Origin of the sequence: Microbacterium sp., assembly GCF_035687345.1 — a bacterium.
Lineage (GTDB): Bacteria > Actinomycetota > Actinomycetes > Actinomycetales > Microbacteriaceae > Microbacterium.
In genome coordinates this window covers 24,990-43,817 of sequence record NZ_DASRXZ010000029.1, presented here as the reverse complement: position 1 = coordinate 43,817, position 18,828 = coordinate 24,990, and the positions used below count along the sequence as shown (strand labels likewise).

The 18,828-nt window shown below is 69.4% G+C and carries 17 protein-coding genes and 1 tRNA gene; 10 read left to right on the top strand and 8 right to left on the bottom strand.

Annotation, left to right across the window (positions count from 1 at the left end; all coding sequences use genetic code 11):
• From VFF97_RS03755 to VFF97_RS03745, 3 genes are all read left to right on the top strand, one after another.
• On the top strand, window positions 1–3,231 hold a 3,231-nt coding region (locus tag VFF97_RS03755; protein ID WP_325032155.1), incomplete at its 5' end, for an error-prone DNA polymerase.
• A 53-nt stretch (window positions 3,232–3,284) separates the two neighbouring features.
• Window positions 3,285–3,356, top strand: a tRNA-Arg gene (locus VFF97_RS03750).
• A gap of 158 nt (window positions 3,357–3,514) precedes the next feature.
• Window positions 3,515–3,811, top strand: coding sequence for a hypothetical protein (locus VFF97_RS03745; protein ID WP_325032154.1), 297 nt, complete (start codon window positions 3,515–3,517; stop codon window positions 3,809–3,811).
• 412 nt (window positions 3,812–4,223) lie between these two features.
• On the opposite strand, the gene VFF97_RS03740 is transcribed toward VFF97_RS03745, so the two are convergent.
• Window positions 4,224–4,718 (bottom strand): MarR family winged helix-turn-helix transcriptional regulator, encoded by a 495-nt coding sequence (locus VFF97_RS03740; protein WP_325032153.1) that lies wholly within the window; start codon window positions 4,716–4,718, stop codon window positions 4,224–4,226.
• An 8-nt stretch (window positions 4,719–4,726) separates the two neighbouring features.
• Entirely contained in the window at window positions 4,727–6,631 is a 1,905-nt protein-coding gene (locus VFF97_RS03735; protein ID WP_325032152.1) for an FAD-dependent monooxygenase, read from the bottom strand.
• Window positions 6,632–7,076: 445 nt separating this feature from the next.
• Here VFF97_RS03735 and VFF97_RS03730 point away from each other — a divergent pair, with 445 nt between their 5' ends.
• Window positions 7,077–7,949: a hypothetical protein gene (locus VFF97_RS03730; protein WP_325032151.1), complete on the top strand. Its 873-nt coding sequence runs from the start codon at window positions 7,077–7,079 to the stop codon at window positions 7,947–7,949.
• Window positions 7,950–8,124: 175 nt separating this feature from the next.
• Window positions 8,125–9,429, top strand: a complete 1,305-nt coding sequence (locus VFF97_RS03725) for a cytochrome P450 (RefSeq protein ID WP_325032150.1) — start codon at window positions 8,125–8,127, stop codon at window positions 9,427–9,429.
• Here VFF97_RS03725 and VFF97_RS03720 read toward each other — a convergent pair.
• Together VFF97_RS03720 and VFF97_RS03715 are read right to left on the bottom strand one after the other, a co-directional pair.
• Window positions 9,422–9,601, bottom strand: a complete 180-nt coding sequence (locus tag VFF97_RS03720; protein WP_325032149.1) for a hypothetical protein — start codon at window positions 9,599–9,601, stop codon at window positions 9,422–9,424. The genes VFF97_RS03725 and VFF97_RS03720 overlap by 8 nt on opposite strands.
• Window positions 9,602–9,729: 128 nt before the next feature.
• Complete coding sequence (locus VFF97_RS03715) at window positions 9,730–10,839, bottom strand: fatty acid desaturase family protein (RefSeq protein WP_414684218.1); 1,110 nt, start codon at window positions 10,837–10,839, stop codon at window positions 9,730–9,732.
• A 243-nt stretch (window positions 10,840–11,082) separates the two neighbouring features.
• Here VFF97_RS03715 and VFF97_RS03710 point away from each other — a divergent pair, with 243 nt between their 5' ends.
• Window positions 11,083–12,060 carry a TIGR03557 family F420-dependent LLM class oxidoreductase gene (locus VFF97_RS03710; RefSeq protein WP_325032148.1) on the top strand — a complete coding sequence of 326 codons (978 nt, stop codon included), beginning with the start codon at window positions 11,083–11,085 and terminating at the stop codon, window positions 12,058–12,060.
• 267 nt (window positions 12,061–12,327) lie between these two features.
• On the opposite strand, the gene VFF97_RS03705 is transcribed toward VFF97_RS03710, so the two are convergent.
• Window positions 12,328–12,609 (bottom strand): Fe-S cluster assembly protein HesB, encoded by a 282-nt coding sequence (locus VFF97_RS03705; protein WP_325032147.1) that lies wholly within the window; start codon window positions 12,607–12,609, stop codon window positions 12,328–12,330.
• 208 nt (window positions 12,610–12,817) lie between these two features.
• On the opposite strand from VFF97_RS03705, the gene VFF97_RS03700 reads away from it, so the two are divergent.
• A complete protein-coding gene (locus tag VFF97_RS03700) occupies window positions 12,818–13,783 on the top strand; it encodes a TIGR03885 family FMN-dependent LLM class oxidoreductase (protein WP_325032146.1) in 966 nt (321 codons plus the stop codon).
• A complete protein-coding gene (locus tag VFF97_RS03695; protein ID WP_325032145.1) occupies window positions 13,780–15,435 on the top strand; it encodes an alpha-amylase family protein in 1,656 nt (551 codons plus the stop codon). Before VFF97_RS03700 ends, VFF97_RS03695 begins: the two co-directional genes overlap by 4 nt.
• A gap of 12 nt (window positions 15,436–15,447) precedes the next feature.
• Here VFF97_RS03695 and VFF97_RS03690 read toward each other — a convergent pair whose 3' ends face one another.
• Window positions 15,448–15,633, bottom strand: coding sequence for a hypothetical protein (locus tag VFF97_RS03690; protein WP_325032144.1), 186 nt, complete (start codon window positions 15,631–15,633; stop codon window positions 15,448–15,450).
• Between the two features lie 179 nt (window positions 15,634–15,812).
• On the opposite strand from VFF97_RS03690, the gene VFF97_RS03685 reads away from it, so the two are divergent.
• Complete coding sequence (locus VFF97_RS03685) at window positions 15,813–16,865, top strand: 1-phosphofructokinase family hexose kinase (RefSeq protein ID WP_325032143.1); 1,053 nt, start codon at window positions 15,813–15,815, stop codon at window positions 16,863–16,865.
• Window positions 16,862–17,611 (top strand): 5'/3'-nucleotidase SurE, encoded by a 750-nt coding sequence (surE, locus tag VFF97_RS03680; protein WP_325032142.1) that lies wholly within the window; start codon window positions 16,862–16,864, stop codon window positions 17,609–17,611. Before VFF97_RS03685 ends, surE begins: the two co-directional genes overlap by 4 nt.
• A 36-nt stretch (window positions 17,612–17,647) precedes the next feature.
• Here surE and VFF97_RS03675 read toward each other — a convergent pair whose 3' ends face one another.
• Both VFF97_RS03675 and VFF97_RS03670 read right to left on the bottom strand, forming a co-directional pair.
• Window positions 17,648–18,004, bottom strand: coding sequence for an Lsr2 family protein (locus VFF97_RS03675; RefSeq protein WP_325032141.1), 357 nt, complete (start codon window positions 18,002–18,004; stop codon window positions 17,648–17,650).
• Window positions 18,005–18,118: 114 nt separating this feature from the next.
• Window positions 18,119–18,715: a methylated-DNA--[protein]-cysteine S-methyltransferase gene (locus tag VFF97_RS03670; protein WP_325032140.1), complete on the bottom strand. Its 597-nt coding sequence runs from the start codon at window positions 18,713–18,715 to the stop codon at window positions 18,119–18,121.
• Window positions 18,716–18,828: the final 113 nt, after the last annotated feature.

Genomic DNA, 18,828 nt, shown 5'->3' with positions numbered 1-18,828 from the left:
GCCGAGAAGCTCGAGCTCAAGACGGTGTTCGGCGCTGAGCTGTCGCTCGGACACATGGACCGGTCCCCGAGCCCGTCGAGGGCGGGCGAGTCCGACCCGGTCGGCACGCACCTGCTCGTGCTCGCTCGCGGAGAGGAGGGCTACCACCGGCTCGCGTCGGCGATCACGCACGCGCAGCTGCGCGGCGCCGAGAAGGGCCGCCCCACGTACGACCTCGACGAGCTCGCGGCACGCGCCGGAGGACATTGGGCGATCCTCACCGGGTGCCGCAAGGGAGCGGTGCGCAGTGCGCTCGTCAACGAAGGTCCCGAGGGCGCGGCGCGCGAGCTCGACCGGCTCGTCGATCTCTTCGGGCCGGATGCCGTCAACGTCGAGCTCATCGACCACGGCGAGCCGCTCGACTCGCGCCACAACGACATGCTCGCGGCGCTCGCCGCCGAGCGGGGCCTGCCCGTGCTGGCGACCAACAACGTGCACTACGCCTCGCCGCAGAAGGTGAACCTCGCCGCGGCGATCGCGGCGGTGCGCGCCAACCGAGGGCTCGACGAGCTCGACGGGTGGCTGCCCGCGCACGCCGGGGCGCACCTGCGCTCGGGGGCCGAGATGGCCGCGCGCTTCGCCCGCTACCCGGGGGCCGTGGAGCGGACGGTCGAGCTCGCCGACGGGCTCGCCTTCCCGCTGCGCCGCGCGCGGCCGGCGCTGCCGAAGCAGGAGGTTCCTCCGGGGCATACGCCGATGTCGTACCTGCGTGAGCTCGTGTGGAGCGCGGTTCCCGAGAAGTATCCCGACCTCACGCCCGAGCAGCACAAGCGCATCGAGAACGAGCTCGCGGTGATCGAGTCGAAGGACTTCCCGGGGTACTTCCTCATCGTGCACGACATCGTCGCCGAGGCGCGGCGGCGCGGCATCCTGTGCCAGGGACGCGGCTCGGCCGCGAACAGCGCCGTGTGCTACCTGCTCGGCATCACAGCTGTCGACGCGATCGCGTTCAACCTGCCGTTCGAGCGCTTCCTGTCGAGCCTGCGCGACGAGGAGCCCGACATCGACGTGGACTTCGATTCCGACCGCCGCGAGGAGATCATCCAGTGGGTGTACGAGCGGTACGGACGCGAGCGTGCCGCGCAGGTGGCGAACGTCATCCAGTACCGGCCGAAGAACGCGGTGCGCGACATGGCGAAGGCGCTCGGGCATTCGCCCGGCCAGCAGGACGCGTGGTCGAAGCAGGTCGAGCGCTGGGGCGCGATGCTCGAGACCGGAGTCGACCACGACATCCCCGACCGGGTGATCGAGTACGCGACCGAGCTGCTCAAGGCGCCGCGGCATCTGGGAATCCACTCCGGCGGCATGGTGCTCACCGAGCGGCCCGTCGGCGAGGTCGTGCCCATCGAGCACGCCCGCATGGAGAACCGCACCGTCATCCAGTGGGACAAGGACGACGCGGCCTGGATGGGCCTGGTCAAGTTCGACCTGCTGGGGCTCGGCATGCTCGCCGCCCTCCAGTACACGTTCGACCTCATCCGCGCGTCGACGGGCGAGGAGTGGGAGCTCGCGACCATCCCCAAGGAGGAGGCGGCGGTCTACGACATGCTGTGCCGCGCCGACTCGATCGGGGTCTTCCAGGTCGAGTCCCGCGCCCAGATGGGGCTGCTCCCGCGGCTTCAGCCCCGTGCGTACTACGACCTCGTGATCGAGATCGCGCTGATCCGCCCCGGTCCGATCCAGGGTGGGGCGGTGCATCCGTTCGTCCGCCGCAAGCTGGGCTACGAAGAGGTGACGTATCCGCATCCGAAGCTCAAGCCCGTGCTCGAACGCACGCTCGGCGTCCCCGTGTTCCAAGAGCAGCTCATGCAGATGGGCATGGCGGTCGGAGGCCTCACAGGCGAGGACGCCGACCTGCTGCGGCGCGCGATGGGATCGAAGCGCGGCGTCGAGCGAATCGAGTCGCTGCGCGAGAAGCTCTACACCGGCATGGCCGAGAACGGGCTCGTGGGCGAGGACGCCGACGCGATCTACACCAAGATCCAGGCGTTCGCGAACTTCGGATTCGCCGAGTCGCATTCGCTGTCGTTCGCGCTGCTCGTGTACGCGAGCTCGTGGCTCAAGCTGCACTATCCGGGGGCGTTCCTCGCAGGTCTGCTGCGCGCACAGCCGATGGGGTTCTACTCGCCCGCGACGCTCGTCTCCGACGCGCGCCGGCACGGCGTCGAGGTGCGGCGCCCGGATCTGCACATGTCGGGCGTCGAGGCGGTGCTGGAGCCGGTGGCGGATGCGGATACCTCGGCGAGCGCCGTGGCCGCAGCATCCGTGTTCCCAGATCAGGACATGTGGCGAGTACAGGATCATTTCGTCGCGAAACGTCCTGATTCCGCCAGATCTCCTGATCTCGGTGCGTCGGCCGGGCGGGTCGTCGGCCTCAAGCGTCCGCCGACGGGAACGGATGCCTGCACCCAGCGCATCCAGCCGCCGGTGCCGCCGTTCGACCCCGATGCTCCCGACGAGTCCGCCGCCCACCGTCGCGACGGCGCGTTCGCGGTTCGGCTGGGACTCGCGGGCGTGCGAGGGATCGGCAAGCCGGTCGCCGAGCGCATCGTCGCGGAGCGCGAGGCGTCGGGACCGTTCCGCGACCTGCGCGATCTCGTGCGGCGAACGGGCGTCACCGAGGCGCAACTCGAGTCGCTCGCGACGGCGGGCGCGTTCGAGCGGCTCGGCTTCAATCGGCGCGAGGCGATCTGGCTCGCGGGCTCGGCGGCGCAGGACCGCGCGGAGTACCTGCCCGACTCGCTCATCGCGGTGCAGCCGCCGCTGTTCCCCGATCAGACGAGCTACGAGCGGCTCGCGGCCGACCTGTGGGCGACGGGCATCTCGACCGACGACCACCCGATGACCCACTACCGGTCTGGGCTCGACGCGAGGGGAGTGCTCACCTCGACCGAGCTGCGCACGCACGAGACCGGACGGCGCATCGAGGTCGCGGGACTCGTCACGCACCGGCAGAGGCCGGCGACGGCATCCGGTGTCACGTTCCTGAACCTCGAAGACGAGCACGGGGTCGTCAACGTGATCTGCTCGGTCGGGCTGTGGAACAGGTACCGCCGCATCGTGCGCGATGCGCCCGCGCTCATCGTGCGGGGCATTCTCGAGCGATCGCCCGAGGGTGTCACGAACGTGCTCGCCGACGCCGTGGAGGACCTGCGTGTGGGCGTGCAGCACCAGTCGCGCGACTTCCGGTGACCGCGGCGGCGGGCGGGGTCGGGTGGCCGCCGTCACCTAGACTGGATCGGCCAGCCTCTGTAGCTCAATGGAAGAGCAGTTGCGTCCTAAGCAAACGGTTGGGGGTTCGAGTCCCTCCAGGGGCACTGCTGATTTTTGTCTTCTGACCTGGCTTTTATGAGTCCTAGGACCGCTCCAAAGCGCCGTTTGCCCAAGACTTGCCCAGCTGAGCGTCCTTCCGGTTGGTCTCAATTCGAGCCGTGCAGTGCTTGATGCCCTCGCTCGGCAATGCCAGGATTACCGCGTGACCAGCACCCCCCTGGATTCCAATCCGGAGACGGCCGGATCGGTGCCAACCGCAACTCCTCGGAACCCCTATCTGATCGCATTGGCGGTTGTCGGCGGGTTGGCTTGGGTTCTCGCTTTCATGCTGTGGATCGTGCTCGAGTCGGTGACGGACTACGTGACCCACGACGCGCCCACTGCTTCGGCGCTGACCATATGGATCAACATCCTGATCCTCGGCGGCTTCGCTTCGAACCTAGGTGCGACCGTGATCGCCGGCGTAGGACACGAATTGCGGCGCGCAACCAGGCTGTGAGAGTTCACGACTCGGCAACTCGATGCACTACGGGGTCGCTGTACGGGCGCCGCGGCAGCCCCAGCGGAATGGGCCCAGCACTCAGGACACGGAACGCAAGACCCGCCCGCGGAAATGCGCGATGATGGGCCCTCCAGAGCTATGTCGGCATGCGGGCAGTTGCATCCTCACCGGTAGACGGGTGCATCCGTCGTCAGGCAGCTCGAGGACTCGCTTTGCCATATGTTGGGAGGGCTCGACCCCGAGCCGCTTGCCCAAGATCTGCCCAAACATCAACAAACTCGAGTGCACACCAACGATTGCGCCAATCTGGCTGAACATAGAGAAGCCCCGACGAGACGCCGTTAACGAGTCCGCGCGAGTGCGCGCAATGTTCCGCGATTGGAATTCGAGTCCCTCCAGGGGCACCGCCTCAGCGCGAGGCATCCCCGGATGCCGCCACCGCCGCATCCGCGTCGCGCCGCACATCCCCGAGCATGAGCCCCAACAGCCGCCGAAGCTGCTGCGCCTCGGCATCCGTCAGCCCCACGACGAGCTCGCGCTGAACCTTCTCGACGAGCGGACGCAGCCGGTTCAGCTCGCTCTCGCCGACCTCCGTCAGTCTCACCACGTTCCGTCGGGCATCGGCGGGGGAGCGGTGGCGATCGAGGAGCCCGCGCCGCTCCATGCGCGCGACGAGGTCGGCGATCGTGGACCGGTCGAGGTCGACCTCATCGCACAGCTCGCGCTGGCTCGCTTCACCGAGGCGATCGACGACGGCGAGGATCGAGTACTGCACGCTCGAGATGTCTTGCGACACGAGGCGCGCCCAGGTGGCGACATGCAGCTGTTGCGCGCGCCGGATGAGGTAGCCGAGGTGACGGTGCGGCTCTCGGTCGTCGTTCGGGTCGGCGATCGGGGTGGACACGGAGTCCATCATCCCAACGCGGGCACCCTCTGCGGCCGAAGATTTCCCAAGAATAAGCTCGTCAGCTCGCGGTGGGCCGACAGCGGGAGCACGTGCGCGACGTACTGGTCGGGACGCACCACGACCATGGCGCCGTCGGGCGAGACACCGCGCTCGGCGAACACATCGGCGTGCGGGTCTACCGCCCACACCTTCTCCCAGTCCTGGATGCCCAGCGGGCCCGTGCGCGGGAGCAGCAATTTCGGCAGAGCCGCGAGGTCGACGTCGTGATGCCCCGCGCGGATAACGGCGTGCACATCGAGCACCGCATCGATGTCGTCGCCCTCGGGCGTGAACAGCGCGACCGGCGAGCCGGGATCCTCGCCCAGCCACCTCGCCGCGTCCACGACGCGATCGACCTCGCCGAAGAGGTACACCCGCCAGCGACCGTCTGCGCGGTGCGTGTGGCCGAGGTGCATCCGCCGTGCATCCGCGACGCGCACGACCGGTGCGGCATGGAACCGCGTGCCGATATCGAATCCGGTCGCCAAGTGCTGGTGCTCGCCTGTCCCGGTGAGCACCGACGGGCGGTACTGCGTCGCGACGCCCGCCGTGTAGCGGCCCTGGCGCGCGAACTCCGTCTGCATCTGCTCGGGGGTGACTCCGCCGAGCTCGGGGTGCGCGGGGTCGACGGTGGGCTGGGCGATGAACGCCGACCAGAACCGGTCGAAGTCGATGAGGTCCTGCGCGACAGCGTGCCGCTCCTCCGAGTACGTGTGCAGCAGCGCCTCGTCCGACAGGCCGCGCAGCACGGCGGCGAGCTTCCAGCCCAGGTTGAACGCGTCCTGCATCGACACGTTCATGCCTTGGCCGGCCTTCGCGGAGTGCGTGTGGCATGCGTCGCCCGCGATGAAGACACGCGGCATCCGCCCCGCCGTGTCGTCGGCGGGGACGTCGTCGAACCGGTCGGTGAGTCGCTGACCCACCTCGTACACCGACGACCACGCGACCGACCTCACATCGATCGAATACGGATGCAGGATCGCATTGGCCACGTCGGTGATCTGCTCGACGGTCGTCTGGCGGATCGAGGCGTCGCCGGCGGGCACCTCACCCAGGTCGACGTACAGGCGCACCATGTTCCCGCCCTCGCGGGGGATCATCAGCAGGCTGCCCTTGCCCGCCGACTGCACGACGTTCTTCGTGCGCCAGTCGGGGAAGTCCGTCACCGCGAGCACGTCCATGACGCCCCACGCGTGGTTGGCGGCGTCGCCGCGCAGCTCGCGTCCGATCGCGCGGCGCACCGCGCTGCGTGCGCCGTCGCAGCCCACGACATACTTCGCCAGCACCGTGAACTCCTCACCCGCACGCTCGCCCTCCACGTGGCGGAGGGTGACTCGCACGGGGTGCTCACCGTCGCCCACCTCGAGGTCCACGAACTCGATGCCGTAGTCGGGCTCCAGCCTGCTCGCCGATCGCGCCGCGTGGTCGAGGAGGAATTGCTGCATCCGCGCCTGGTTCACGATCACGTGCGGGAACTCGCTCAGCCCCTCGGGGGTGTCCTCGACCCAGCCGGTGCGTACGATGCGCGAGCGGTCCTCGTCGGACGGACCCCAGAAGCGCACCTCGTTGACCCAGTACGCCTCGCGCAGAAGGGCCTCCGCGAGTCCGAACGCCTGGAACATCTCGACGGTGCGGCACGCGACCCCGTCGGCCTGGCCGACCTGGAGCGGACCGCCGCGACGCTCGACGATACGGGTGCGGATGCCGGGGAACTGGGCGAGCTGCGCCGCGAGCACGGTGCCGGCAGGGCCGGTGCCGACGATGAGCACATCCACCTCGCTCGGCAGATCGGCGGAGCGCGCCGACGCTTCGGCCGTTGCCGGCTGTACGTCGGGGTCTCCGGGGCGGTAGCCGTCGCGGTAGAACTGCACGCTGATCTCCTCAGACCGTGAACGCCTGTCGTCGGGCGTCGCATCCGGTTAATTTACTCAGTACCCCAACGAATGTCTAGAGGTCCGTTCGACCTCGCTATCGAGCGCTCCGAGAATCTGCTCGAAGACGAGCAAGACCGATCAGAAAGACGCAACCGTCATCCCGCTCGGTGGGACGCATTGCGTGGAATCCTCGGATCACCCCGTCACCCGCTCAGTTATCCGTCAAGATCCGCTCAAGCGACCGAGGAGAGCCCGGTTGCTCCCATATCGTCGACGGCAGGTGCGCACCAAGTGCGTGGGGGATCCGGGGGGCTTCGCCTGCGGCTCACTCTGATGTGCGCCGCTACCGGAGCGCGGCGGTCCGGCTCAGGAAGTGAGCCGGCGCCGCGCTCTGGCACGCCCATGGCTACGCGCGCCGACGCATCACTAACGGAAGATGGTTATGACCGACACTCAGCAATCCGCGACCCACCCGCAGCCTCAGCAGTACCCGCCGCAGCAGCCTTCGTTCCAGCCTCCGGCTGCTCCGGTTCAGGAGAAGCCGGCCCGCAACATCGTGGGCATCATCGCCCTCGTCGTGGCCGCGCTCGGCTTCATCTTCGCGTGCGTGCCCGGCGCGCTCATCATCGGCTGGATCCTCCTGCCGATCGCCTTCGTGCTCGGCATCGTCGCGGTCTGCCTCAAGGGCAAGGTCAAGTGGCAGGGCATCACCGCCATCATCGTCTCGGTCGTCGGCACGATCGTCGGCTTCATCGTGTTCTTCGCCGTGGTCGCAGCCTCGTTCTCGAACGCGTTCGGCGGCACCGATGCCCAGGTGACCACCGGTGACGACACCGCGGTCGTCGAGGAGGGCACGGCCGACGAGCCGGCCGAGGAGCCGGCCGCCGAGATCGGCACCCGTGAGAACCCGGCACCGCTGGGCTCGACGATCGAGGGCGACGACTGGACGGTCGTGGTCAACTCGGTCACCCTCGGCGCGACCGATGAGGTCGTCGCGGCGAACATGCTCAACGAGGCGCCCGACGCCGGGATGGAGTACATCGTCATCAACTACACCGTGACCTACACGGGCGACGACGCCGACGGCGCGATCCCCGCGATGGTGGGCATCGAGTACGTGACCGCCGCCGGCGTCACGGTGAACTCGCTGGACAAGCTCGTCGTCGCACCGGACGAGATCGACAGCCTGAGCACCCTCTACTCGGGCGCCTCCGTCACCGGCAACACCGCGCTGCAGGTTCCGAGCCCGGCCGACGGCGTGATCGCCGTCCGTCCCGGCATGATCGCCGACAAGGTGTTCGTCGCGATCCAGTAAGTCGCTTCACCGGCGAGGGCTCGAGGTCTCACCTCGGGCCCTCGCCGCGTTTCCGCGCATCCTTAGCCCCCGACCACGCCGACTTCAAGGGCCTCCGTTGCGGCGCGCCGCGCCCATAGTGTGGCGCCGTCGCGGCATCCGCATGTCTTCCAGGATGCGCGACGGAGAGACGGAGATGACAGCCCTCGACGACACCACGACCGCCGTTCCCGAACTGCCCGGAGACCAGTCGGTGGCCTTCTTGCGCGAGGGCTACCCGTTCGGGCACGGCCGATTCCTCGAGCACGACACCGACGCGTTCCGCGCGCGGCTGCTCGGACGGCGCGTGCTCTTCCTGCGCGGGGGCGACGCCGCGGAGTTCTTCTATGGCGAGGACCGCTTCACCCGCAAGGGCGCGATGCCGCGATCCGTGCTGCATTCTCTCCAGGACGAGGGCAGCGTGCAGACGCTCGACGGCTCCGCGCACCGCGTGCGCCGTGGATACTTCCTCGAGGTGCTCCACCCCTCTGCGCGTGGTGGACTGTCCGAGGCGTTCATGACCGCATGGGACGCGAAGTGGAACGAGTGGACGCGCGGCGGGCGCCCCGTCTCGCTCGTGAACGGCTCGGGCGTCGTGCTGGCCGACGCCACCCTCCGCTGGCTCGGGCTGGGCCCGCGGTGCGACGCCGACGCGCGCGCGGTCGAGAGCCTCGCGATGATCGACGGCGCGGGCGCGTTCGGCCCGAGGAATTGGTGGGGGCGGATGCTGCGCCGACGGTCCGAGCGCTGGGCGCGCCGCGTCATCGAGGGGGTGCGTTCGGGAGAGCTCGACACCGTGCCGGGTTCGCCGGTCGAGACGCTCGCGTGGTACCGCGACGCCGACGGGGCGCTCGACGAAGGCGTCGCGGCGGTCGAGCTGCTGAACCTGCTGCGCCCGATCGTCGCCGTATCGCGCTTCATCGGCTTCGCGGCGCTCGCGCTGCACCGTCACCCCGACTGGCGCGTCGCCGTCGCGCAGGACGACCGGAACCTGCATCCGTTCAGTCAGGAGGTGCGCCGCGCGAGCCCGTTCTTCCCCGCGGTGGGCGGACGCGCGACGCACGACACGTCGTGGCAGGGGAACGACATCGCTGCGGACGACTGGGTCATGCTCGACATCTTCGCGACGCACCGCGACCCGGGTCGCTGGATCGATCCCGAGCGGTTCGACCCGACGCGCTTCGCCGCGACCGCGGGCGAGCCGCGCGAGCCGGGGGCCGAGGCGAACGTGCTCGCGCAGCCGCCGAATCTCGTGCCGCAGGGGGCGGGCTCGATGACGGGCGGCCACCGCTGCCCTGGTGAGCCGGCCACGGTCGACCTGCTCGCCCTGGCGACGCGCATGCTCGCGCGCTCCGACTGGGAGGTGCCGGGTCAGGACCTCACGGTCGACCTCAGCCGGCTTCCTGCGCTGCCGGGGCGCCGCGGCATGCTCATCGTGCCGCGCGAACCCCGCGTCAGTTGACGCTGCGCTGCGCGGCGTCGGCGTCGGCGTCGCGCTCGGGGTCCTCGCCCTCGGCCTGCGACGGGTGGCCCTCGGCCGGCATCGCCTCACCGGTGTCGGGTCGTTCGCGGTCTTCGCCCTCGGCCTGGCTCGGCTTGCGATCGGCTCCGCCGATCGGCTCGTAAACGCTCATGCGGTCGTCTCCTTCCTACGACTTCCGAAAGAGCGAACCCCCGGCGCCTGGGAGACGCACGGGGGTTGCATCCGGCGACGTCTCGACTTATACGTCGGGCCGCCGGCGGCGAGACGGATGCTCCGCCGTCACGCCCGCCGGTACTGGGAGGCCATCGGGCAGTCGAACGGATCGCGCGCGGCGAGGCCGACGCGGTTCAGATAGTCGATGACGATCATGTAGGAACGACCGAGCGAGGTCTCGGTGTACGGCACGTCGTTGTTCGCGCAGAACTCGCGGACGATCTCGCGCGCCTTGGCCAGGTGCGGGCGCGCCATGCTCGGGAAGAGGTGGTGCTCGACCTGGTAGTTGAGCCCGCCCATGAGCCACGTCGCCCACCAGCCACCGCGGATGTTGCGCGAGGTGCGGACCTGCTTCGAGAAGAAGTCGAGCTTCGCGTCGCGGTCGATGACCGGCATGCCCTTGTGGTTGGGGGCGAACGACGCGCCCATGTAGACGCCGAACACGGCGAGCTGCACGCCGAGGAAGGCGAACGCCAGGCCGAGCGGCAGGAAGAGGAACACCGGGATGAGCAGGATCGCGAAGCGAGTGAGGATCATCGACAGCTCCGCCCAGCGCGCCTTCGCGTCGCGGTCGGTGAGGAGGTGCTTGAAGCTCAGGAAATGCAGGTTGAGGCCCTCGAGGGTCAGCAGAGGGAAGAACAGCCACCCCTGCTTGCGCGTGATGAGCCGGCGCAGCCCGCGCGCGCTCGCGGCATCCTCTTCGAGGAACGAGATCGTGTCGATCTCGATGTCGGGGTCCTTGCCCACGCGGTTCGGGTTCGCGTGGTGATGTGAGTGCTTGCTGTCCCACCACGAGTAGCTCATGCCCACGATCGCACCGAGCACGCGCGCGAGGCGGTCGTTCGCCGGCCCCGTCGACAGGATCTGCCGGTGCGCGGCCTCATGGGCGAGGAAGGCGACCTGGGTCACGATGATGCCGAGTGCGCCCGCGATGAGCAGCTGGAACCAGCTGTCGCCGAGCAGGATGAAACCGGTGATCGCACCGCCGAGCGCGAGGGCGGTGGCGGCGCCGACCATGGCGTAGAACCACGGCGCACGGCGCAGGAGGCCCGTCTCGCGCACGACGTTCGACACCTGCGTGTAGGCGCGTGCGATGGGCGGGAAGGTGTCGGTCCCGGCGTACGTCTGGCGCACGCGGCCGAGCGTGGCGGAGGGGTAGCTGGTTGTGAGAGAGATGATTTCCCCGTTCGATCGGACGACACCCGGACTGGCATCTGCAAAGCCAAAGGCGGTCGCCGATCGCTTTCCTCACCCTAACGCGGGGCATATGCCGAAACCCTGATGCACGGGCGATGTGCAGGAACCCCGCCGGAGATCATCGGACTACTCCATCGATTCGGAGCCTGCAAGGCCCTCGGCATCCGACCCGCGCCTTCCTAGCGTGAAGACGACGAGACGGATGCCACGAAGGAGCGTGCCGTGACCAGATTCGGCTACACCCTCATGACCGAGCAGAGCGGGCCGCGCGAGCTCGTCGAGTACGCGCAGCGCGCGGAGGCCGCGGGGTTCGACTTCGAGGCCAGCAGCGACCACTACTTCCCGTGGCTCGAGAGCCAGGGGCACTCGCCGTACGCGTGGGGAGTGCTGGCAGCGGTCTCGCAGGTCACGGAGCGCGTCGAGCTCATGACGTATGTGACGTGTCCGACGACGCGCTATCACCCCGCGGTCGTCGCGCAGAAGGCTGCGACGCTTCAGCTCCTCTCGGACGGGCGCTTCACTCTCGGGCTCGGATCCGGCGAGAACCTCAACGAGCACGTCGTGGGGGAGGGATGGCCTTCGGTCGCGGTGCGCCAGGACATGCTCGAGGAGGCCGTCCGGATCATCCGCGAGCTGCTCACCGGCGAGCAGACGACGTTCGACGGGCAGTGGTTCCGGGTCGACTCGGCGCGCGTGTGGGATGCCCCCGACGGAGGCGTGCCGATCGGCATCGCCGTGTCGGGGGACGAGTCGGTGTCGCGCTTCGCGGAGCTCGCCGACCACATGATCACGACCATGCCCGACGCCGACCTCATCGCGTCGTGGGACCGCCTGCATCCGGGAGGGTCCTCCCGCAAGATCGGGCAGGTGCCCATCTCGTGGGACCCCGACAAAGACACGGCGATCGCCCGCGCGCACGATCAGTTCCGCTGGTCGGGTCTCGGGTGGGACGTCAACGCCGAGCTGCCGATGCCCGCGGGCTTCGAGGCGGCCACCGAGTCGGTCCGCCCCGAAGACGTCGCCGAGACGATCGCGTGCGGGCCCGACCTCGACGCGCTCGCTGAGAGCGTCAAGCCCTTCCTCGAGGCGGGCTTCACCGACATCGCGTTCGTGCAGATCGGCGACGAGGCGCAGGAGCAGTTCCTCGAAGAGGCGGCCGCCCCGCTGCTCGAGCGCGTGCGCGAGCTCGCGGGCGCGTGACAGCCGCGGGACCCTGAGCGAGGAGCGCGACGAGACGAAGGGAGCCTTCGTGGCGCGCTTCGTCTCGCTGCGCTCGCTCAGCGTCCGGTGGTCTCGCTGCACTCGCTCAGCGTCCGGTTGCTCGCTGGGCTCGCTCAGCGTCCGGTCGTCTCGTTGCGCTCGCTCAGCGTCCGGTGGTCTCGCTGGGCTCGCTCAGCATCCGGTGCCAGCGGGCACGCGAAGGCCCCGGCAGCGAACCGCCGGGGCCGTCGCTCTGCGCGATCGCGCTCAGGCCTGCGTCGCGAGCGCGAAGCGCACCGAGCCGTCGCCCGAGAGCTCGGCATCCAGCACGCGGTCGTCGAGAGCGGCCGCTGCCGACGTGTCGAGGAACACGCGCGCGCCATCGGACTCGACGATGGTGTCTTCCGGCTCAGGAGTCTCGGCGACGCTCAACTCGAACCCGCGCTCGGGCCCCGTGTCACGGATCCGGACGCCTCCGTCCACGGTGAGCGGCACCTGCGAGACGATCGTCTTGACGGCCTCGGCCGCGGTCGTGGTCAGCGTGAGCATGTTGCTCCTTCCGTTGCGGACTTCGGACCGGCCACGATTCCGAGAATCCGGGCGGATCGCAACGATAGGCCGGCATTCGGAGGCGATTCACACGTAGGCGCACCCGATTCTCATGGGGCGGATGCGGCATCCGCCCCGCCGTTTATCAGGAGGTCCACGCAGACGCAACGTCCTTGTCGGCCGCCCCGATTGCGCGGATCCTCGGGGGATGGTCGTGATCGGTTACCACCTCTCCCACGAGCAGTTCCTGCCCTCCCGTCTGCTCCGCATCGCGAAGCAGGCGGAGGTCGATGGGTTCGACGCGGCGATGTGCTCGGACCACTTCGCGCCGTGGAGTCTTTCGCAGGGCCAGTCGGGCTACGCCTGGAGCTGGCTCGGGGCGGCGCTGGCGACGACACGCCTGCCGATGGGGCTCGTCACCGCGCCGGGGCAGCGTTACCACCCCGCGATCGTCGCGCAGGCGGCGGGAACGCTCGCCGAGATGTTCCCCGGACGGTTCTGGGCCGCGCTCGGCAGCGGCGAGGCCGTTAACGAGCACATCACAGGTGACGAGTGGCCGCCCAAGCCCGAGCGCGAGGCGCGCCTTCTCGAGTCGGTCACCGCGATGCGGCGCCTGCTCGCGGGCGAGACCGTCGACCACTCCGGCTCCGTGCGTCTGCACGAAGCCCGGCTGTGGACGCGCCCCGAGGAGCCGCCGCCGTTCATCGCGGCCGCAGTCGGGCCGGCCACTGCGGAGTGGGCCGCGGATTGGGCGGACGGGCTCATCACTGTGGGAGTCGATCCCGCGGCACTGGGCGAAGTCCTGTCGGCGTACCGATCGGCCGGCGGCGGCGGACGGGCCGTGGTGCAGGTGCATGTGTGCCTCGCCGACACGATGGACGACGGCATCCGCGTCGCCGCCGACCAGTGGAGTCAGGCGACCGTCCCGCCTCCGCGGCTGTGGGACGTCGAGACACCCGAGGAGTTCGACCGCCAGGCCGACCGCTCCGACCACGAGACGCTGCTGAGCGCGGTGCTCATCGACGACGACGTCCGTTCCATGAGCGAGCGGCTTCTCGCGATCACCGCCCAGGGTTTCGACGAGATCTATCTGCACCACGTCGGGACCGACCAGGAGGCGTTCGTCGAGCGCGCCGGCCACGAACTGCTGCCGATGATGAGGAGCAACGCATGAAGATCGCCGACACGGGAGACATCTGGTGGAAGACCGCGGTCATCTACTGCCTCGACGTGGAGAACTTCCTCGACGTCGACGGCGACGGGGTGGGTGACTTCGGCGGGCTGACCGACAAGATCGACTACCTCGCCGACCTCGGCGTCACATGCATCTGGCTCATGCCGTTCTACCCGACGCCCGACGCCGACGACGGCTACGACGTGAGCGACTTCTACGGCGTCGATCCGCGCCTGGGCTCCCACGGCGACGTCGTCGAATTCGTGCGCACGGCGCGGAGCCGCGGCATCCGCGTCATCATCGACCTCGTCGTGAACCACACGTCGGACAAGCACCCGTGGTTCATCAACGCCCGCCGCTCGCGCAACGCGCGATACCGCGACTACTACGTGTGGCGCGACCGTCCGACCCGCAAGCAGAAGAACGAGGTGTTCCCGGGTGAGGAGGAGAGCATCTGGGAATGGGACGAGCGCACCGGGCAGTACTTCCTGCACTCCTTCTACAAGCACCAGCCCGACCTCAACATCGCGAACCCCGCGGTACGCGACGAGATCGCGAAGATCATCGCCTTCTGGCTCACGATCGGCGTCTCGGGGTTCCGCATGGACGCGGTTCCGTTCCTGCTCGAGTCGCCGGGCGGTCCGTACGAGACCGACCCGCACGAGTTCCTCCGCGACGTCAAGCGTTTCGCGCGGCGCCGCTCGAGCGAGGCGATGCTGCTGGGCGAGGTGGCCCTGCCGCACGACCAGCAGGCCGACTATTACGGCGAGAACGCGGGCGAGCTGGACTCCCAGTTCGACTTCACCACGATGCAGGCCGTGTACCTCTCGATGGTGCGCGAGGAGGCCTCGCCGATCGTCGACGCGCTCAAGACGCGGCCGGCCATCAACGAACCGGTCTCGTGGGTGAACATGCTCCGCAACCACGACGAGCTCACGCTCGCGCTCCTCTCCGAGAAGGAGAAGAACGAGGTCCTCGACGCGCTCGCGCCCGACCCCGCCCAGCGCGCGTACGGGCGTGGGATCCTGCGGCGCCTCGCGCCCATGCTCCAGGGCGACATGCGCCGCATCCGGCTCGCCTACAGCCTCATGTTCTCGCTGCCGGGCAACCCGCTCCTGTTCTACGGCGAGGAGCTCGGGATGGGCGAGAACGCGGAGATCGCCGGCCGCATGTCTGTTCGCACGCCCATGCAGTGGACGCCAGGGCGCAACGCGGGGTTCTCGGATGCACGCCCGTCCCAGCTCATCGCGCCGCTGCCCGGAGGGGGCTACGCGCCGGTGCATGTGAACGTGATCGATCAGCAGAAGGAGCCGGACTCGCTCTTCCACTTCGTGCGCGACCTCGCGCACCGGTACCGCTCGCTGCCCGAGATCGGCTGGGGCGACCTCGACCTCGTGCAGGCCGGTCCGGGCGGCGCCTTCGTGCACTCGCTCGCGACCCCGTCGGCGCGCTTCGTCGCCGCGCACAACCTCAGCGCCGAGCCGGTGCAGCTCGAGGTGAACCTGCCCGACGCGGTCGAGGGGGACGTCGTGCTTTCGGACCTGCTCAGCCCCGGCTATCTCGACGTGAAGGACGACCGGTCGTGCAGCTTCGAGCTCGACGCGTACGGCTTCCAGTGGTTCCGCGTCGTGCCTCGCGAGAAGCTCGGCTGACGCGGCGCCGGATCAGGTCTCGTCGTCGCTCTCCTCGTCGCCCGCGTCCTCCAGCGAAGAGGCCTGAGCGGGCGGAACCTCCGCGGCGATGTCGGCGCGATCGGCGCCGGGGTTGCCTCGGCCGCTCTCCGTCGCGTACTCCGCGGGATCCTGAGGTGTCGGCATCGCGCCTTCGTGGCTGTCGTGGTGGTGGTCCATCACGCCTCCTTCGCGTCTGTCTCGCGGCTCAGTCTCGCGCCGCGGGCTCCGCTGCGCCGGGGGCTTGACAGGCGGCGGATGCCGCGACCGCCGCGGTGGGAAGGCGGCCGGTGTGCGGAATCCGGCTCTGTCCCGCAAGGGGGTTCACGCGCGGCGCCCGCACGCCTAGCGTCGCGAGCATGAGCGATGTGACGATCTTCGCCCCCTCGCCGACGCTGACGGTGACCGTGGAGGATCACCCGTCGGGCAGCGAGATCCACGTGCACGCCGGCGGACAGGGCGTGTGGCAGGCGCGCATGCTGCTGCGGCTGGGCGTCGACGTGACGATGTGCAGCGTTCTGACGGGCGAGACCGGCCGCGTGCTGAGGCACCTGCTGGAGGACGAAGGCATCTCGGTCGTCGGGGTCGAGCGCGAGGGCCGCGGGTCGGCGTACGTGCACGACCGGCGCGAGGGGCATCGTGCCGAGATCGCCGAGGACGACGGCGAGCCGATCGGGCGCCACGATCTCGACGAGCTGTACGGCGTGACCCTCAAGACGGGGCTGCGGTCGGGGCTCGTGATCCTGAGCGGACCCGTGGGCGAAGAGGTGCTCCCGGCCGACACGTATCGGCGCCTCGCCTCCGACCTGCGCGAGGGCGGGGCCCGCGTGATCGTGGACCTCGCGGGCGAGCGGCTCGACGCGGCGGTCGAAGGCGGCGTCGACGTGCTCAAGGTGAGCCACGAGGAGCTCAAGGACGACGGGCGCATCGACGAGGCATCCGGACGCTCCATCATGCGCGCCATGCGCGAGCTGCACCATGCCGGGGCGGGCACGGTGATCGTCACGCGCGCGTCGGAGCCGCTGCTGCTGCTCGACGCGGAGGGCTTCCTCGAGGTGAGCGCACCCCAGCTCGAGGTGAAGGACACCCGCGGTGCCGGCGACTCCCTCACGGCGGGCGTCGCCGCGGACATGGCCGACGGGGCGACAGCCCGCGAGGCGGTCACCCTCGGGGCCGCCGCGGGCGCGCTCAACGTCACGCGTCACGGCCTCGGTACGGGCGATCCCGACACGATCGACCGACTGCGCGAGCGGGTAACCGTGCGCGAGCTGGCTGATGAGCTCTCGGCCGACGCCGAGCAGCCCGTGACCGGACGCGTGAGCCCCGACGGCCTCGCTGCTTTGGCGGAACCGGATGCCGCGACCGACGCCGGCGACGGAGCCGACGGCGACGCGGAAGGGGGTCGGACGTGACCAGCATCCTCGTGACGAACGACGACGGCATCGCGGCGCCGGGGCTCCACGTGCTCGCGCGTCTCGCACGGGATGCGGGATACGACGTGACGATCGCCGCGCCGGCGGAGCAGTCCAGCGGATCGAGCGCGTCGATCATGGCGGACGACGCCGACGGGCGGATCGCCGTGGAACGGCGCACGCTCGAGGGACTCGACGACGTGCCGGCGTTCGCTGTGCGCGGCGGTCCGGGGCTCATCGCGCTCATCGCCGCGCGCGGCGCGTTCGGCGATCCTGCGGAGGTCGTCCTCTCGGGTGTCAACCACGGCGCGAACGTCGGCCGCGCGATCCTCCACTCGGGCACGGTGGGCGCGGCGCTCACGGGCGGGCTCAACGGCGCGTGGGGGATCGCGGTGTCGCTCGATGTCGGCATGCGGCCCGAGGTGTTCCACTGGGAGGCCGCGGCAGCGCCGGCGATCGACCTGCTCCCCGACCTCATGACCCGACCGCGCGGATCGGTCATCAACGTGAACGCGCCGAACGCGGCGACCAATCGCGGCCTCCGAGAGGCCACGCTCGCCCCGTTCGGAATCGTGCAGACCACGCTCACCGACGAAGGCGAGCACCATATCCGGCTCGCAGTCGAAGACCTGCCGAACCGGCCGGAGCCGGGCACCGACGCGGCTTATCTCGCCGAGGGCTGGATCACCGTGACCGGCCTCGACCCTGTGTCGCACGTCGAGCTCGGGTTCCCGGCGCCCGACTGACCCGGATCGGTACCCGGAAACGGTGGGCGCGTGGCGTCAGTGCGCTGCTTCGTACGCTTCGAGCACGTTCGCCGGGACGCGACCGCGCTCGGAGATGTCGTACCCGTTCTCCTTCGCCCACGCGCGGATGGCGCTGTAGTCCTGCTGTCCGGCGCGGCGGCGCTTGCGCGGGGCCGACGTCGAACTCGAGCCTCCGCCCCGACCGCCCGACACGCGGCGAGCCGCTTTCACGTACGGCTCGAGGGCGCCGCGCAGTGATTTCGCGTTCTCGTTGGAGAGGTCGATCTCAAAGGCGACCCCGTCGAGCGAGAAGAGAACGGTCTCTCCTGAGCCGACTTCAAGGACGGTGCCGTCGAGGTCATCGACGAGCTGATGGACGATTCTGCGTGCCATGCCATTTACTTTACGGGAATTCGGCTTTTCGCACTATCGGGCCTCGGCCAATCGATGAATTCGCTTCGCCGACGAGAAGTGAGAAATCACTCACACTTTGTCGCGCACATTCATTCATGTGCTATTGCCAATTGCGTCGAGTTCGAGGTCGAGCAGGAACCGCTTGACGTCGGATCGCCCGCCGTATTCGCCGAGCGAGCCGTCGGACCGGACCACTCGATGCACGGGGACGATGATCGAGAACGGCGTCGTCGCACACGCGGTGCCCACCGCGCGCGCCGCCCTCGGGCTTCCGGCGGCGGCGGCGACCTCGCCGTACGACGCGGTCTCGGCATACGGGATCTCGCGGACGGTCTCCAGGGCGGCGCGCGTGAAGCCGCGGACCCTGCTCCAATCGAGGCTCACGTCGAATTCGCGCCGGTCGCCCGCGAAATACTCGTCGAGCTGTCGGTCGATATCGCCGCCCGCGGTGTCGTCGGGCTCGGGCGCACGATGCAATTCTCGAGCGATCCGCTCGATATGCGGACCGAGCGGTCCTTCGAACGGATGCAATTCCACGATGCCTGTGGCGGTGGTGACGATGAGGATGTCGCCGACCGGGGAAGGATGGATTCGGAAACGGGAGTCGGTCATGGATTCATCCTGTTGAACCGGGTGTGAGGCATCCGATCTCTGAGACCCGCTCGTGAAGAGATGGCCGCGGGCTCCCACTGGGGAGGAATCGCCGACGGCACGGCGTGTTGCAATCCGGCGAAACCCGCGCTTGAATCCCGCTCCGCGACGGGTGCCCGCCTAATCTGGCTCGTGTGTGGCGTGCAGAAGTC